The sequence below is a fragment of the Micromonospora sp. KC213 genome (assembly GCF_004348325.1).
In the GTDB taxonomy this organism is placed as follows: domain Bacteria; phylum Actinomycetota; class Actinomycetes; order Mycobacteriales; family Micromonosporaceae; genus Micromonospora.
In genome coordinates this window covers 17,059-33,490 of record NZ_SMKF01000016.1, presented here as the reverse complement: position 1 = coordinate 33,490, position 16,432 = coordinate 17,059, and the positions used below count along the sequence as shown (strand labels likewise).

Here is a 16,432-nt window from a genome sequence, read left to right as displayed (position 1 = left end):
CCTTCCGCGCTTGCGACGGCCTCCTCTCGGGTAGTGCCAGCGGCAGCACCATCGTCGTGACCCGAGCGGTCCGGCAGGGACGACGCGTTCCGAGCGGCCCGGTGAGACCCGGTTTTTCAGGGTCCCGAGGCGCGTTCCGCGGCGACCTGCGGGATGGGCTGGACAGCGGTTAGCCTCTCGGCTACACTGCTAGTTTGCGCTGCCTTCCGAATTGACCCCTGCTCGGAAATGTCCGTTTATGGATATTTCTGGTGGGGTCATTGGAGTGCACGCGTACCAGCCGTTCTGCAGCACCGGTCCTCGGAAGGACGCATCTTGGCAGCTTCCCGCCCTGCGAAGACCAGTCGTACGTCGAGCGCATTCGCGCCCCGCCGAGTTTCTTTCGGCAGGATCACCGAACACCTCGAGGTCCCCAACCTCCTCGCCATCCAGAACGAGTCCTTCGACTGGCTCGTCGGCAACGAGGCTTGGCAGGGCCGGTCGGCGGACGACCCGCACGCACGCTCGGGTCTCGCGGAGATCCTCGACGAGATCAGTCCCATTGAGGACTTCTCCGGCACCATGTCGCTCTCCTTCTCGGCTCCGCGCTTCGACGAGGTCAAGGCCTCGATCGAGGAGTGCAAGGAGAAGGACCTGACCTACTGCGCCCCGCTGTTCGTGACCGCGGAGTTCACCAACAACACCACCGGCGAGATCAAGAGCCAGACGGTGTTCATGGGTGACTTCCCGATGATGACGCCGAAGGGCACCTTCATCATCAACGGCACCGAGCGCGTCGTGGTCAGCCAGCTCGTCCGGTCTCCGGGCGTCTACTTCGACAAGCAGCCGGACAAGACCTCCGACCGCGACCTCTCCAGCGTCAAGGTCATCCCGAGCCGGGGTGCCTGGCTGGAGTTCGACATCGACAAGCGCGACACGGTCGGCGTCCGCATCGACCGCAAGCGTCGGCAGGCCGTCACCGTGCTGCTCAAGGCCATCGGATGGTCCGCGGAGCAGATCCGCGAGCGGTTCGGTTGGTCCGAGCTGATGATGACCACGCTCGAGAAGGACCACATCGCCGGCCAGGACGAGGCCCTGCTCGACATCTACCGCAAGCTCCGCCCCGGCGAGCCGCCGACCCGCGAGAACGCGCAGACCCTGCTCGACAACCTCTTCTTCAACCCGAAGCGGTACGACGTCGCCAAGGTCGGCCGGTACAAGTTCAACAAGAAGCTCCAGCTGAACGTGCCGATCACCACGGGCACGCTCACCGAGGACGACATCGTCGCCACCGTGGAGTACCTCTGCCGGCTGCACGCCGGTGAGGAGGGCTACGAGGCCGACGACATCGACCACTTCGGCAACCGGCGCCTGCGTACGGTCGGCGAGCTGATCCAGAACCAGGTCCGGGTCGGTCTGTCCCGGATGGAGCGGGTCGTCCGTGAGCGGATGACCACCCAGGACGTCGAGGCGATCACGCCGCAGACCCTGATCAACATCCGCCCGGTGGTGGCGGCGATCAAGGAGTTCTTCGGCACCTCGCAGCTGTCCCAGTTCATGGACCAGACCAACCCGCTGGCGGGCCTGACCCACCGGCGGCGGCTGAGCGCGCTCGGCCCGGGTGGTCTGTCCCGGGAGCGGGCCGGCTTCGAGGTCCGCGACGTGCACCCGTCCCACTACGGCCGGATGTGCCCGATCGAGACGCCGGAAGGCCCGAACATCGGTCTGATCGGCGCGCTGTCCACCTTCGCCCGGGTCAACCCGTTCGGCTTCATCGAGACGCCGTACCGGAAGGTCGTCGAGGGTCGGGTCACCGACCAGATCGACTACCTGACCGCGGACGAGGAGGACCGGTTCGTCAAGGCGCAGGCCAACGCCCCGCTGAAGGCGGACGGCACCTTCGCCGAGGACCGCGTCCTGGTCCGTCGTAAGGGTGGCGAGACCGAGGACGTCGCGCCGGGCGCCGTGGACTACATGGACGTCTCGCCGCGGCAGATGACCTCCGTCGCGACCGCGATGATCCCGTTCCTCGAGCACGACGACGCCAACCGCGCGCTGATGGGCGCGAACATGCAGCGCCAGGCCGTGCCGCTGGTCAAGGCCGAAGCGCCGCTGGTCGGCACCGGCATGGAGTACCGCGCCGCGGTCGACGCCGGTGACGTGGTGGTGGCCGAGGTCGGCGGGGTCATCGAGGACCTCTGCGCCGACTACATCACCATCCACCAGGACGACGGCCACCGCCGGACGTACCTGCTGCACAAGTTCCGCCGCTCCAACGCCGGCTCCTGCGTGAACCAGAAGCCGGTCGTCTTCGAGGGCGACCGGGTCGAGGCCGGTCAGGTCATCGCCGACGGTCCGTGCACCGACGAGGGCGAGATGGCGCTCGGGCGCAACCTGCTCGTGGCGTTCATGTGCTGGGAGGGCCACAACTACGAGGACGCGATCATCCTGTCGCAGCGCCTCGTGCAGCAGGACGTGCTCACCTCGATCCACATCGAGGAGCACGAGGTCGACGCGCGGGACACCAAGCTCGGCCCGGAGGAGATCACCCGGGACATCCCGAACGTCAGCGAGGAGATGCTCGCCGACCTCGACGAGCGCGGCATCATCCGGATCGGCGCCGAGGTCGTCCCCGGTGACATCCTGGTCGGCAAGGTCACCCCGAAGGGTGAGACCGAGCTGACCCCGGAGGAGCGGCTGCTCCGCGCGATCTTCGGCGAGAAGGCGCGCGAGGTGCGCGACACCTCGCTGAAGGTGCCGCACGGCGAGACCGGCACGGTCATCGGTGTGCGTACCTTCTCCCGCGAGGACGGGGACGAGCTGCCGCCGGGCGTCAACGAGCTGGTCCGGGTCTACGTCGCCCAGAAGCGCAAGATCCAGGACGGTGACAAGCTCGCCGGCCGGCACGGCAACAAGGGCGTCATCTCCAAGATCCTGCCGGTCGAGGACATGCCGTTCCTGGAGGACGGCACCCCGGTCGACATCGTGCTGAACCCGCTGGGTGTGCCGTCGCGGATGAACATCGGTCAGGTCCTGGAGACCCACCTGGGGTGGGTGGCCAAGACCGGTTGGAAGGTCGACGGCGACGACGCCGAGTGGAAGCGCCAGCTCCGCTCGATCGAGGCGCACGAGTCCGAGCCGGACACCAACGTGGCCACGCCGGTCTTCGACGGTGCCCGCGAGGAGGAGATCTCCGGTCTGCTCTCGTCGACCCTGCCCAACCGGGACGGCAAGCAGCTGATCGGTTCCTCCGGCAAGGCGCAGCTGTTCGACGGCCGGTCCGGCGAGCCGCTGCCGGATCCGATCGCGGTCGGCTATATCTACATCCTGAAGCTCAACCACCTGGTCGACGACAAGATCCACGCACGGTCGACCGGCCCGTACTCGATGATCACGCAGCAGCCGCTGGGTGGTAAGGCGCAGTTCGGTGGCCAGCGTTTCGGTGAGATGGAGTGCTGGGCGATGCAGGCGTACGGCGCCGCGTACGCCCTGCAGGAGCTACTGACGATCAAGTCCGACGACGTCCTCGGCCGGGTGAAGGTCTACGAGGCGATCGTCAAGGGCGAGAACATCCCCGAGCCGGGCATCCCGGAGTCGTTCAAGGTGCTGCTCAAGGAGCTGCAGTCGCTGTGCCTCAACGTCGAGGTGCTCTCCAGCGACGGTGTGGCTCTGGAGATGCGCGAGACCGACGACGAGGTGTTCCGGGCTGCGGAGGAGCTGGGCATCGACCTGTCCCGGCGCGAGCCGAGCTCGGTCGAAGAGGTGTAAGTGGTGGAGGTTCGGGGGCCGACCGACCCGCTCTGGGCGGTCAGGCTTGATCCCGACGCGGGTCGGTCGGCCCCCGAACCCCGCCCATGATCTAGCTGTAAAGACGACGACATAGGGGACATAGTGCTCGACGTCAACTTCTTCGACGAGCTGCGCATTGGCCTCGCCACCGCCGACGACATCCGTCAGTGGTCGCACGGTGAGGTCAAGAAGCCTGAGACGATCAACTACCGCACCCTCAAGCCGGAGAAGGACGGGCTCTTCTGCGAGAAGATCTTCGGTCCGCAGCGGGACTGGGAGTGCTACTGCGGTAAGTACAAGCGGGTCCGTTTCAAGGGCATCATCTGCGAGCGCTGCGGCGTCGAGGTGACCCGCTCCAAGGTGCGCCGGGAGCGGATGGGGCACATCGAGCTCGCCGCTCCGGTGACCCACATCTGGTACTTCAAGGGCGTGCCGAGCCGGCTGGGCTACCTGCTGGACCTCGCCCCCAAGGACCTCGAGAAGATCATTTACTTCGCCTCGTACGTCGTGACCAGCGTGGACGCCGAGGCGCGTCACCGCGACCTCTCGACCATCGAGAACGAGATCCTGGCCGAGAAGCGGCAGTCCGAGAACAGCCGCGACTCGGAGATCGAGAAGCGGGCCGCCAAGCTCGAGGCCGACCTGGCCGAGCTGGAGGCCGAGGGCGCGAAGGCGGACGTCCGGCGCAAGGTCAAGGAGGGCGGAGAGCGCGAGATGCGCCAGATCCGCGACCGGGCCCAGCGCGAGATCGACCGTCTCGACGAGGTGCTGGAAACCTTCCGCAAGCTCGAGCCGAAGCAGCTGGTCACCGACGAACTGCTCTACCGCGAGCTGCGGGACCGCTTCGGCGAGTACTTCACCGGCGGCATGGGCGCCGAGGCCATCAAGGCCCTGGTCCAGAACATGGACCTCGACGCCGAGGCCGAGAGCCTGCGCGAGACCATCCGCTCCGGCAAGGGCCAGCGGAAGATCCGAGCCCTCAAGCGGCTGAAGGTCGTCGCGGCCTTCCAGAATACCCGCAACTCGCCGCTCGGCATGGTGCTCGACTGCGTCCCGGTCATCCCGCCGGACCTGCGCCCGATGGTGCAGCTCGACGGTGGCCGCTTCGCCACCTCCGACCTGAACGACCTGTACCGCCGGGTCATCAACCGGAACAACCGCCTCAAGCGGCTGATCGACCTCGGTGCGCCCGAGATCATCGTCAACAACGAGAAGCGGATGCTCCAGGAGGCCGTCGACGCGCTGTTCGACAACGGCCGTCGTGGCCGGCCGGTCACCGGTCCGGGTAACCGCCCGCTGAAGTCGCTGTCGGACATGCTCAAGGGCAAGCAGGGCCGGTTCCGGCAGAACCTGCTCGGCAAGCGCGTCGACTACTCCGGCCGTTCGGTCATCGTGGTCGGCCCGAAGCTGAAGCTGCACCAGTGCGGCCTGCCCAAGCAGATGGCGCTGGAGCTGTTCAAGCCGTTCGTCATGAAGCGGCTGGTCGACCTCAACCACGCGCAGAACATCAAGTCCGCCAAGCGGATGGTCGAGCGGCAGCGGCCGGTCGTGTGGGACGTGCTGGAAGAGGTCATCGGCGAGCACCCGGTGCTGCTCAACCGTGCCCCCACCCTGCACCGTCTGGGCATCCAGGCCTTCGAGCCGCAGCTGGTCGAGGGCAAGGCGATCCAGATCCACCCGCTGGTCTGCACCGCCTTCAACGCCGACTTCGACGGCGACCAGATGGCGGTGCACGTGCCGCTGTCCGCCGAGGCCCAGGCCGAGGCGCGGATCCTGATGCTCTCGTCGAACAACATCCTCAAGCCGGCGGACGGCAAGCCGGTCACCATGCCCACCCAGGACATGGTCATCGGCCTGTACCACCTCACGCACCTCACCCCCGGTGCGAAGGGCGAGGGTCGGGCGTTCAGCTCGGACGCCGAGGCGCGGATGGCCTTCGACAACGGTGAGCTGCACCTGCAGTCGCCGGTCCGGATCCGGCTGCGGGGCGTGACCGACGTCGACAACGGTGCCGGCGCCGAGCCGTGGATCGCGCCCGAGGGCTGGGTCGAGGGCGACCCGCTGACGGTGGAGACCACGCTCGGCCGGGTCCTGTTCAACGAGACGCTGCCGCAGGGCTACCGCTTCGTGAACTACGAGATCCGCAAGGGCCAGCTCTCCGCGATCGTCAACGACCTCGCCGAGCGCTTCCCGAAGGTGGCCCTGGCCGCCACCCTGGACGGCCTCAAGGAGGCCGGCTTCCACTGGGCGACCTGGTCCGGCGTCACCATCGGCATGGAGGACGTCATCGCTCCGCCGCGCAAGGCGGAGATCCTGGCGCGGTACGAGACGGATGCCGACAAGATCGACCGCCAGTACCAGCGCGGTCTGATCACCGCCGAGGAGCGCCGTAGCGAGCTGATCTCCATCTGGACCAACGCGACCAACGAGGTCGCCAAGGAGATGGACACCGCGCTGCCGCAGGAGAACCCGCTGTGGAAGATGATCAACTCGGGTGCCCGCGGTAACCTGCTCCAGCTCCGGCAGATCGCGGCGATCCGTGGTCTGGTGGCCAACCCGAAGGGCGAGATCATCCCGCGGCCCATCAAGGCCTCGTACCGGGAGGGCCTGTCCGTGCTGGAGTACTTCATCTCCACGCACGGTGCCCGTAAGGGTCTGGCCGACACCGCGCTGCGGACCGCCGACTCGGGTTACCTGACCCGACGGCTGGTGGACGTCTCGCAGGACGTCATCATCCGCGAGGAGGACTGCGGCACCGACCGGGCGATCCCGATGCAGATCGGGCAGCGTCTGGACGGCCGGCTGGTCACCCACGAGCACGTCGAGACCAGCGTGCACGCCCGTACCCTGGCCGACGACATCAAGGGGCCGGACGGCACCGTGGTCGCCGAGCGGGGTTCGGACCTGAACTCCATTCTGGTTGACAAGATCGTCGCGGCCGGGGTGGAGACGGTCCGGGTGCGCAGCGTGCTCACCTGCGAGTCGAAGCTGGGTGTCTGCGGTGCGTGCTACGGCCGCTCGCTGCCGACCGGCAAGACCGTGGACGTCGGCGAGGCGGTCGGCATCATCGCCGCCCAGTCGATCGGTGAGCCCGGTACGCAGTTGACGATGCGGACCTTCCACACCGGTGGTGTCGCGGGTGAGGACATCACCCAGGGTCTGCCCCGGGTCACGGAGATCTTCGAGGCCCGGGTGCCGAAGGGCAAGGCGCCGATCGCCGACACCCCGGGTCGGGTCCGGATCGAGGACGGCGAGCGGTCGCGCAAGATCATCGTGGTGCCGGACGACGGCAGCGACGAGATCGTGTACGACAAGATCTCCAAGCGGGTCCGCCTGCGGGCCCACGACGGCGACCACGTCGAGGTCGGCGAGAAGCTCACCGAGGGCACCATCGACCCCCACGAGCTGCTGCGCATCCTCGGCCCGCGCGCGGTCCAGGTCCACCTGACGCAGGAGGTCCAGGAGGTCTACCGCTCGCAGGGTGTGCTCATCCACGACAAGCACATCGAGATCATCATCCGGCAGATGCTCAAGCGGGTGACGGTCATCGACTCCGGCTCGACCGAGTTCCTGCCGGGCGTGCTGGTCGACCGGGCGCTGTTCGAGTCGGAGAACCGCCGACTCGTCTCCGAGGGCGGCGAGCCCGCCGCCGGTCGCCCGGTGCTGATGGGTATCACCAAGGCCTCGCTGGCCACCGACTCCTGGCTCTCGGCGGCCTCCTTCCAGGAGACCACCCGGGTGCTGACCGACGCGGCGATCAACTCCCGCAGCGACTCGCTCGTCGGCCTCAAGGAGAACGTGATCATCGGTAAGCTCATCCCGGCCGGTACGGGCATCAGCAAGTACCGCAACGTCCGGGTCGAGCCGACCGAGGAGGCGAAGGCCAAGGTCTACTCGATGACCGGCTACCCGGAGACCGACTACGGCTTCGGGCCGGCCAGCGGCCAGGCGGTGCCGCTGGACGACTTCGACTTCGGGTCGTACCGCTGACGTAGTTCCTGACGAGGCCCCCGGCAACCGCCGGGGGCCTCGTCGCAGGTGTGGGCGGGCGAGCCGGGGCATGATGGGAGCATGACGACCGCTCCCGGGCAGGTGCCCGTGGTGTACCAGCCGCCCCGCCATCCGCTCGACCCGGACCCGGCACCGGCGTCGAAGGCGCGCGCGGTCTTCGCCCTCGGGCTGATGGCGGCGCTCACCGGGTTGTTCGTCGGCGGTGTGGTGCCGGCGACGGTCGCGCTCCACCTCGCCCGCGAGGCCCGGCGCGAGGCGTACGCCTCCGGCGGGTACCTCACCGGGGCCGCCCGGCTGCGGCGCGGGGAACGGCTGGCCTGGACCGGCCTGGTGCTGGCCGCGCTGGCCGTGGTGACCCTGGTGGTGATCGGTGTGGTCCGCTACGCCGAGGCGCCCTTCGGGCGGGACTTCGCCCCGAACGTCGACTGATCCCGGTGACGGCCGCCCGCGCGGCGGGTCGGCCGTGCGCGCCGGCGGTAGCCTGGCCGATGTCCGCCGCGCGAGCGCTGGACCCACAGCTTCCCAGGAGGTTCACGTGACGGAACCGGCGTCGCCGTCGGGAGCCGACCCGGGCGGCCGGCCCGCGCAGTCACCGCAGGTCGTCGCTCCCGGCGCCGATGCGCCGGCTCCCACCCCGCCCGGTCCCGTGGTGCCCGCCGGTCCCGCCCCGACCGGGCCGGTCTCGCCGGGGCAGGACGGTGGCCGGTCGCCCTGGGCGGCCCCGCCGCCCGACGGCGACCAGGGCCAGGGGCGTGTCGACGAAGGTCACGCCGCTGGTGCCGGCGCTTTTCCGCAGACCCCCGCCCCCGGGTACGCTCCGCAGTTCGCTCCGTACGGGCCGCCCCCCATCTCGGCCGGCCCGCACCCGTACCAGCCGGGCGGGCTCCACCCGTACCAGCCAGGCGGGCACTTCGGGGCCTACCCGGGCCGGCAGCCGGCGGGTCATCCGGGGCAGCCGGGCGCGCCGGTCGGGGCGTACCCGGGTGGGCCGCCGGCACCCGGGTGGCCGCCACCGGCGCACGGCTTGCGGCCGCTGCCGCCGCCCCCGCAGGAGACGCCGCGCCCGCCGAAGCGGGTGGACCCGGTCCCCGGTACGCCCTTCGGCGTGGTCCATCTCGACGTGCCCGCGGTGACCTCCGGCCCGGCGGTGGGCTCGCTGGTGGCCGGCGTCGGGTCGATCGTGGTCTCCCTGGTGGTGATCTGCTTCGGGGTCGCCGGAGCGCGGCTCGGCGGGGCCTGGGCGGCCGGGGCGTTCACGGTGCCGGGTGTGCTGGCCGGCGCCGCGGCGATCGTCGCCGGACTGCTCGGCCGGCGGCAGATCCGTCGAGTCGCACCGCCGCCGGCGGTCCGGTTCACCGGCCGGGGTCTCGCCGTGGCGGGGATCAGCTGCGGCGCGGCCGGATGCCTGCTCGGCCTGTCGGGCCTGGGACTGGCGCTGCTGTTGCAGTTCGCGTGACATCGGTCCCCCGGGGCCGACGGGCCGCTTCGGCGGGCAGCCGGTACACTCGGGTGTGTAGGTGCCCATCACGGGTGAGCAGGCACGACGGGCGGGGTGACCGGCGGGATCTGAGATCCGTCGGACCGATCCGTTTTGACCTGCGAGGCTGTGATAGGTACTCTTTCCCCTTGTGCCCGGGCCTTCCTGGGCGACTCGTGCGTGCGCATGATCCGGTTCTTCCAGCGATCAGGTGGCGGCACGACACAGTCAAAGACCCGGTACGCGGCCCGCCGTGCGCCGGTGAACACATCCGGTGCGGACGCGTGAGCGACAACGCCGGGGACCGTGATCTGGGCGACACGCCCGACCGCGGGTGCTGGGACCTCCGCTAGGTGGCCCTGGTTGGAATGTAGGAGAGCCGTCCATCAGGTCGGCTAACGAGCAGACGGCGCGGTCGCCTCGCGGCGACCGAAGGGAGCGGAGAAACCCGGTGCCCACCATTCAGCAGCTGGTCCGAAAGGGCCGCCAGGCCAAGACGACCAAGACCAAGACCCCGGCGCTGAAGGGGTCCCCTCAGCGGCGCGGTGTGTGCACCCGCGTGTACACCACCACCCCCAAGAAGCCGAACTCCGCGCTCCGCAAGGTCGCGCGTGTCAAGCTCAGCAGCCAGATCGAGGTGACCGCCTACATCCCGGGCGTGGGTCACAACCTGCAGGAGCACTCGATCGTGCTCGTCCGCGGTGGCCGGGTGAAGGACCTCCCCGGCGTGCGTTACAAGATCGTCCGCGGTTCGCTGGACACGCAGGGCGTCCGTAACCGCAAGCAGGCGCGCAGCCGCTACGGCGCGAAGAAGGAGAAGAGCTGACATGCCGCGTAAGGGACCCGCTCCGCGGAAGCCGCTGGTCGCTGACCCGGTGTACAACTCGCCGTTGGTCACCCAGCTGGTGAACAAGATCCTCATGCGCGGTAAGCGTCAGCTCGCCGAGCGCATCGTGTACGCGGCCCTTGAGGGCTGCCGCGAGAAGACCGGCACCGACCCGGTCGTCACGCTCAAGCGCGCGATGGACAACGTCAAGCCGACCCTTGAGGTCCGCAGCCGCCGGGTCGGTGGCGCGACCTACCAGGTGCCGGTTGAGGTCCGCCCCGCCCGGGCGACCACCCTCGGGCTGCGCTGGCTGGTCAGCTACTCCCGCGCCCGCCGCGAGAAGACGATGATCGAGCGGCTGATGAACGAGCTGCTGGACGCGAGCAACGGTCTGGGCGCCGCCGTCAAGCGGCGCGAGGACACGCACAAGATGGCCGAGTCGAACAAGGCCTTCGCGCACTACCGCTGGTAACACCCTGGTTCCGGCGCCGGGCCGGCGCCGGAACCGCAACCAGTTGTGTCGAGACGACGATAAGTAGGGATTGAAGTGGCCGCCGCAGACGCGCTCGCCAACGTACGCAACATCGGCATCATGGCGCACATCGATGCCGGTAAGACCACTACCACCGAGCGGATCCTCTTCTACACCGGTATCACGTACAAGATCGGTGAGGTCCACGAGGGCGCTGCCGTCATGGACTGGATGGAGCAGGAGCAGGAGCGTGGTATCACCATCACCTCCGCTGCCACCAAGTGTGAGTGGAAGGGCCACACGATCCAGATCATCGACACGCCCGGTCACGTCGACTTCACGGTCGAGGTCGAGCGGTCGCTGCGGGTGCTGGACGGTGCGGTCGCGGTCTACGACGGTGTCGCCGGCGTGGAGCCGCAGACGGAGAACGTCTGGCGTCAGGCCGACAAGTACCACGTCCCCCGGATGTGCTTCGTCAACAAGCTCGACCGGACCGGTGCCGACTTCTTCCGCTGCGTGCAGATGATGATCGACCGGCTCAACGCCACCCCGCTGGTGCTCCAGATCCCGATCGGCCTCGAGGGCGACCACATCGGTGTCGTCGACCTGATCGGCATGCGCGCCCTCACCTGGCGCGGGGAGACCCAGAAGGGTGAGGACTACGCCATCGAGGAGATCCCGGCCGAGCTGGCCGACTCCGCGGCGGAGTGGCGCGAGAAGCTGATGGAGACCCTGGCCGACGTCGACGACGCGGTGATGGAGAAGTACCTGGAGGGCGAGGAGATCTCCGTCGAGGAGATCAAGGCCGCCATCCGTCGGGCCACCATCGCCAGCAAGGCCAACCCGGTGCTCTGCGGCTCGGCGTTCAAGAACAAGGGCGTGCAGCCCATGCTCGACGCCGTCGTCGACTTCCTGCCGTCGCCGCTGGACGTTCCGGCGATCGAGGGTACGGCCACCGACGGCGAGACCCCGATGCAGCGGAAGCCGTCCAAGTCGGAGCCCTTCGCCGGCCTGGCCTTCAAGATCCAGACCGACAAGCACCTCGGCAAGCTCACCTACGTCCGGGTCTACTCCGGCGTGGTCGAGACCGGTACCCAGGTGGTCAACTCCACCAAGGACCGCAAGGAGCGGATCGGCAAGATCTACCAGATGCACGCCAACAAGCGGGAAGAGCGCGGCTCGGCCCAGGCTGGCGACATCATCGCGGTGCAGGGTCTCAAGCAGACCACCACCGGTGACACGCTGTGCGACCCGGCGAACCCGGTCATCCTGGAGTCGATGACCTTCCCGGAGCCGGTCATCGAGGTCGCCATCGAGCCGAAGACCAAGGCCGACCAGGAGAAGCTCAGCACCGCCATCCAGCGGCTGGCCGAGGAGGACCCGACCTTCCGCGTCAAGCTGGACGAGGAGACCGGTCAGACGGTCATCTCCGGCATGGGTGAGCTGCACCTGGACATCCTGGTCGACCGGATGCGCCGCGAGTTCAACGTCGAGGCGAACATCGGCAAGCCGCAGGTGGCGTACCGCGAGACGATCCGCCGCAAGGTGGAGAAGATCGAGTACACCCACAAGAAGCAGACCGGTGGTTCCGGCCAGTACGCCCGCGTCATCGTGAGCGTCGAGCCGCTGCCGCTGGACAACGAGTCGCCGACCTACGAGTTCGCCAACGCCGTCACCGGTGGCCGCATCCCCCGGGAGTTCATCCCCTCCGTGGACGCGGGCGCCCAGGACGCGATGCAGTACGGCATCCTCGCCGGCTTCCCGCTGGTGGGTGTCAAGCTGACGCTGCTGGACGGCCAGTACCACGAGGTCGACTCGTCGGAGATGGCATTCAAGATCGCCGGTTCGATGGTGATGAAGGAGGCGGCCCGCAAGGCCGACCCCGCGCTCCTCGAGCCGATGATGGCCGTTGAAGTCACCACTCCGGAGGAGAACATGGGTGACGTCATCGGCGACCTCAACTCCCGGCGCGGCATCATCCAGGCGATGGAGGAGCGCAGCGGCGCTCGTATCGTCCGGGCCCTGGTGCCGCTGTCGGAGATGTTCGGCTACGTCGGCGACCTGCGGTCGAAGACCCAGGGCCGGGCTAGCTACAGCATGCAGTTCGACTCCTACGCCGAGGTTCCGCAGAGCGTGGCGAAGGAGATCATCGCCAAGGCGACTGGTGAGTGACGCTCACCTGAGTTGATCCGATGGTTCGAGGCTGGTCGTGGGAGGGCGCTCCCCGTCCGCGGCCACCTCGATCGGGTTGTGTGAGACCGGGCCTGTAGGCTTCATCGCCGCAGAACCCACCAAAGCTCTCCGGCCGCCAGGCCGGAAAGGCTGTCGACAGAGTCCTAAGCGCCAATCGGCGCGCCGGGGCGAACGAACCAAGAAGTCCACAGGAGGACACCAGTGGCGAAGGCGAAGTTCGAGCGGACTAAGCCGCACGTCAACATCGGCACCATTGGTCACATCGACCACGGTAAGACGACGCTGACGGCGGCCATCACCAAGGTCCTGCACGACCAGTTCCCGGACCTGAACCCGTACACGCCGTTCGACGAGATCGACAAGGCGCCGGAGGAGAAGGCCCGCGGCATCACGATCTCCATCGCGCACGTCGAGTACCAGACCGAGGCGCGTCACTACGCGCACGTCGACTGCCCCGGTCACGCCGACTACATCAAGAACATGATCACCGGTGCCGCCCAGATGGACGGCGCGATCCTGGTGGTGGCGGCGACCGACGGCCCGATGCCGCAGACCCGCGAGCACGTGCTGCTGGCCCGCCAGGTCGGCGTGCCGTACATCGTCGTGGCGCTCAACAAGAGCGACATGGTCGACGACGAGGAGCTCCTGGAGCTCGTCGAGCTCGAGGTGCGTGAGCTGCTGTCGAACCAGGACTACCCGGGTGACGACCTGCCGGTCGTCCGGGTCTCGGCGCTCAAGGCCCTGGAGGGCGACCCGGAGTGGACCGGGCGCCTGCTGGAGCTCATGAACGCTGTCGACACCGCGATCCCGCAGCCGGAGCGCGAGACCGAGAAGCCGTTCCTGATGCCGATCGAGGACGTCTTCACGATCACCGGTCGTGGCACCGTCGTCACCGGTCGCGCGGAGCGCGGCATCCTCAAGCCGAACGAGGAGGTGGAGATCGTCGGCATCCGTGAGAAGTCGATGAAGACCACCTGCACCGGCATCGAGATGTTCCGCAAGCTGCTCGACGAGGCTCGCGCGGGCGAGAACGTCGGTCTGCTGTTGCGCGGCATCAAGCGCGAGGACGTCGAGCGCGGCATGGTCGTCATCAAGCCGGGCACCACGACCCCGCACACGGAGTTCGAGGCCACGGTCTACATCCTCTCCAAGGAGGAGGGCGGCCGGCACACCCCGTTCTTCCAGAACTACCGTCCGCAGTTCTACTTCCGGACCACGGACGTCACCGGCGTCGTCACGCTGCCTGAGGGCACCGAGATGGTCATGCCGGGCGACAACACCACCATGACCGTGAAGCTCATCCAGCCGATCGCGATGGAGGAGAACCTCAAGTTCGCGATCCGCGAGGGTGGTCGTACGGTCGGCGCTGGTCGCGTCACCAAGATCATCAAGTGAGCTGGGTAACCCCGATTAGCGTCGCCGCCGGTCGTGCGGCATACTAGTCAGGTTGCGTAACGACGGTTAGTCGCCCGCGTCCGGTGCAAGCTGGACCTCCGGGAAGACCAACAGTCGCGCGTCGGGTGGTTGATCACCCCTGGTGATCAACCACCCTCGCACGGCGTCCAGATCGCTGTGATGCGATCGGCGCCTTGACCCACCGCGTGGTCAGGAGAGTCGCTCCGGAGTCCCGGGGCGGAGCCTGATCCGAGGGCGCGACACGCCCGACCGCGGGGGTCGGCGAAGTGGGCCTGTGCCAGCCGGTACAGGTGCCCGCAACACAGCGGCATCGAGAGAAGGAACAGAAGCCACCATGGCGGGACAGAAGATCCGCATCCGGCTCAAGGCCTATGACCACGAGGTCGTCGACTCCTCGGCTCGGAAGATCGTCGAGACGGTGACGCGTACCGGGGCGCAGGTCGCGGGCCCGGTGCCGCTGCCCACGGAGATCAACCGTTTCTGCGTTATCCGCTCGCCGCACAAGTACAAGGACTCGCGCGAGCACTTCGAGATGCGCACGCACAAGCGGCTGATCGACATCATCGACCCGACCCCGAAGACGGTCGACTCGCTCATGCGCCTCGACCTGCCGGCTGGCGTCGACATCGAGATCAAGCTGTAGGGACCGGACAGATGGACAGGCAAGTCAAGGGGATCCTGGGCGCCAAGCTCGGCATGACCCAGGTCTGGGACAACAACAAGGTTGTTCCCGTGACCGTGGTGCAGGCCGGCCCGTGCGTCGTCAGCCAGGTTCGTAGCGCCGAGAAGGACGGGTACTCCGCCATCCAGCTCGCCTACGGCACGATCGACCCGCGCAAGGTCAAGAAGCCGATCAGCGGGCACTACGCGAAGGCGGACGTGGCGCCGCGCCGGCACATCGTCGAGCTGCGCACCGTCGACGCCGCGGACTACTCGCCGGGCCAGGAGGTCACGGTCGAGGAGTTCCCGGTGGGCGTCGTCATCGACGTCACCGGCAAGACCAAGGGCAAGGGCTACGCCGGCCCGATGAAGCGGCACGGTTTCCACGGTCTGCGCGCCAGCCACGGTGTGGAGCGCAAGCACCGCTCACCGGGCTCCATCGGCGCCTGCGCCACCCCGGGTCGCGTCTTCAAGGGCACCCGGATGGCGGGTCGGATGGGCGGCGTGCGCTACACCGTCCAGAACCTGACCGTCCAGGCGGTGGACACCGAGAACAACCTCCTGCTCGTCCGCGGCGCCATCCCCGGCCCGAAGGGCGCGCTGGTCCTGGTCCGTACCGCGGCCAAGAGCAAGGTGAAGAAGGGCGGTGCGGCCAAGTGACCACCGTTGACGTTCTCAGCGTCGAAGGCACCAAGGCCGGCTCCGTCGAGCTGCCCGCCGACATCTTCGACGTCCAGGCCAACATCGCGCTGATGCACCAGGTAGTGGTGGCTCAGCTCGCGGCGGCCCGGCAGGGTACGCACAAGGTCAAGACCCGCGGCGAGGTCGCCGGTGGCGGCAAGAAGCCGTACAAGCAGAAGGGCACCGGACGGGCCCGCCAGGGTTCGATCCGCGCGCCGCAGTTCGCCGGCGGTGGCGTGGTGCACGGCCCGGTTCCGCGTGACTACAGCCAGCGGACCCCGAAGAAGATGAAGGCCGCCGCCCTGCGTGGCGCCCTCTCCGACCGGGCCCGCGCCGGCCAGGTGCACGTCGTCGAGGCGTTCGTCTCGGGCGAGAAGCCGTCGACCAAGGCCGCGCTGGCCACGCTGACGAAGCTGACCGACGCCCGGCGCGTCCTGGTCGTGCTGAGCAGCACCGACGAGCTGAACTGGGTGTCGCTGCGCAACGAGCCGCGGGTGCACCTGATCGAGGCCGGCCAGCTCAACACGTACGACGTGCTGGTGGCCGACGACGTGGTCTTCACCAAGGACGCCCTGGACGAGTTCCTCGGTGTTCCCGCCGAGACCACCGAGGAGGATGGCAAGTGAGCACGATCGCCGACCCGCGGGACGTCATCGTCGCGCCGGTCGTCTCGGAGAAGAGCTACAGCGAGCTGAACCGGAACTGGTACACCTTCCTGGTGCACCCGGACGCCAACAAGACCGAGATCAAGATCGCTATCCAGCAGATCTTCAACGTCCGCGTCCTGACGGTCAACACGCTCAACCGCCAGGGCAAGCGCAAGCGCACCAAGACCGGCTTCGGTCAGCGCAAGGCGACCAAGCGGGCGATCGTGAAGCTGGCTGACGGTGACCGTATCGAGGCCTTCGGCGGCCCGGTCAGCTGAGGG

Annotated in this window: 12 protein-coding genes; all 12 read left to right on the top strand. The window is 68.2% G+C overall.

Annotated features, from left to right (window positions below):
- Window positions 1-315 precede the first annotated feature (315 nt).
- Window positions 316-3,747, top strand: a complete 3,432-nt coding sequence (locus E1166_RS06495) for a DNA-directed RNA polymerase subunit beta (protein WP_132336636.1) — start codon at window positions 316-318, stop codon at window positions 3,745-3,747.
- A 123-nt stretch (window positions 3,748-3,870) separates the two neighbouring features.
- Window positions 3,871-7,758: a DNA-directed RNA polymerase subunit beta' gene (locus tag E1166_RS06490; RefSeq protein WP_132336634.1), complete on the top strand. Its 3,888-nt coding sequence runs from the start codon at window positions 3,871-3,873 to the stop codon at window positions 7,756-7,758.
- 81 nt (window positions 7,759-7,839) lie between these two features.
- Window positions 7,840-8,208, top strand: coding sequence for a hypothetical protein (locus tag E1166_RS06485; protein WP_132336632.1), 369 nt, complete (start codon window positions 7,840-7,842; stop codon window positions 8,206-8,208).
- Window positions 8,209-8,854: 646 nt separating this feature from the next.
- Window positions 8,855-9,235, top strand: a complete 381-nt coding sequence (locus E1166_RS06480) for a hypothetical protein (protein ID WP_132336668.1) — start codon at window positions 8,855-8,857, stop codon at window positions 9,233-9,235.
- A gap of 472 nt (window positions 9,236-9,707) precedes the next feature.
- Window positions 9,708-10,082 carry a 30S ribosomal protein S12 gene (gene rpsL, locus E1166_RS06475; protein WP_007465318.1) on the top strand — a complete coding sequence of 125 codons (375 nt, stop codon included), beginning with the start codon at window positions 9,708-9,710 and terminating at the stop codon, window positions 10,080-10,082.
- A 1-nt stretch (window position 10,083) separates the two neighbouring features.
- Window positions 10,084-10,554: a 30S ribosomal protein S7 gene (gene rpsG / locus E1166_RS06470; protein ID WP_132265321.1), complete on the top strand. Its 471-nt coding sequence runs from the start codon at window positions 10,084-10,086 to the stop codon at window positions 10,552-10,554.
- Window positions 10,555-10,629: 75 nt separating this feature from the next.
- Entirely contained in the window at window positions 10,630-12,726 is a 2,097-nt protein-coding gene (gene fusA / locus E1166_RS06465; protein ID WP_132265323.1) for an elongation factor G, read from the top strand.
- A 222-nt stretch (window positions 12,727-12,948) separates the two neighbouring features.
- A complete protein-coding gene (gene tuf, locus E1166_RS06460; protein WP_132265325.1) occupies window positions 12,949-14,142 on the top strand; it encodes an elongation factor Tu in 1,194 nt (397 codons plus the stop codon).
- Between the two features lie 355 nt (window positions 14,143-14,497).
- Window positions 14,498-14,806, top strand: coding sequence for a 30S ribosomal protein S10 (gene rpsJ, locus E1166_RS06455; RefSeq protein ID WP_007073037.1), 309 nt, complete (start codon window positions 14,498-14,500; stop codon window positions 14,804-14,806).
- A gap of 11 nt (window positions 14,807-14,817) precedes the next feature.
- Window positions 14,818-15,483 carry a 50S ribosomal protein L3 gene (gene rplC / locus E1166_RS06450; protein WP_132265327.1) on the top strand — a complete coding sequence of 222 codons (666 nt, stop codon included), beginning with the start codon at window positions 14,818-14,820 and terminating at the stop codon, window positions 15,481-15,483.
- Window positions 15,480-16,130 (top strand): 50S ribosomal protein L4, encoded by a 651-nt coding sequence (rplD, locus tag E1166_RS06445; RefSeq protein ID WP_132265329.1) that lies wholly within the window; start codon window positions 15,480-15,482, stop codon window positions 16,128-16,130. Before rplC ends, rplD begins: the two co-directional genes overlap by 4 nt.
- Window positions 16,127-16,429, top strand: a complete 303-nt coding sequence (gene rplW, locus E1166_RS06440; protein ID WP_067301418.1) for a 50S ribosomal protein L23 — start codon at window positions 16,127-16,129, stop codon at window positions 16,427-16,429. Before rplD ends, rplW begins: the two co-directional genes overlap by 4 nt.
- The last annotated feature ends 3 nt before the right edge of the window (window positions 16,430-16,432 follow it).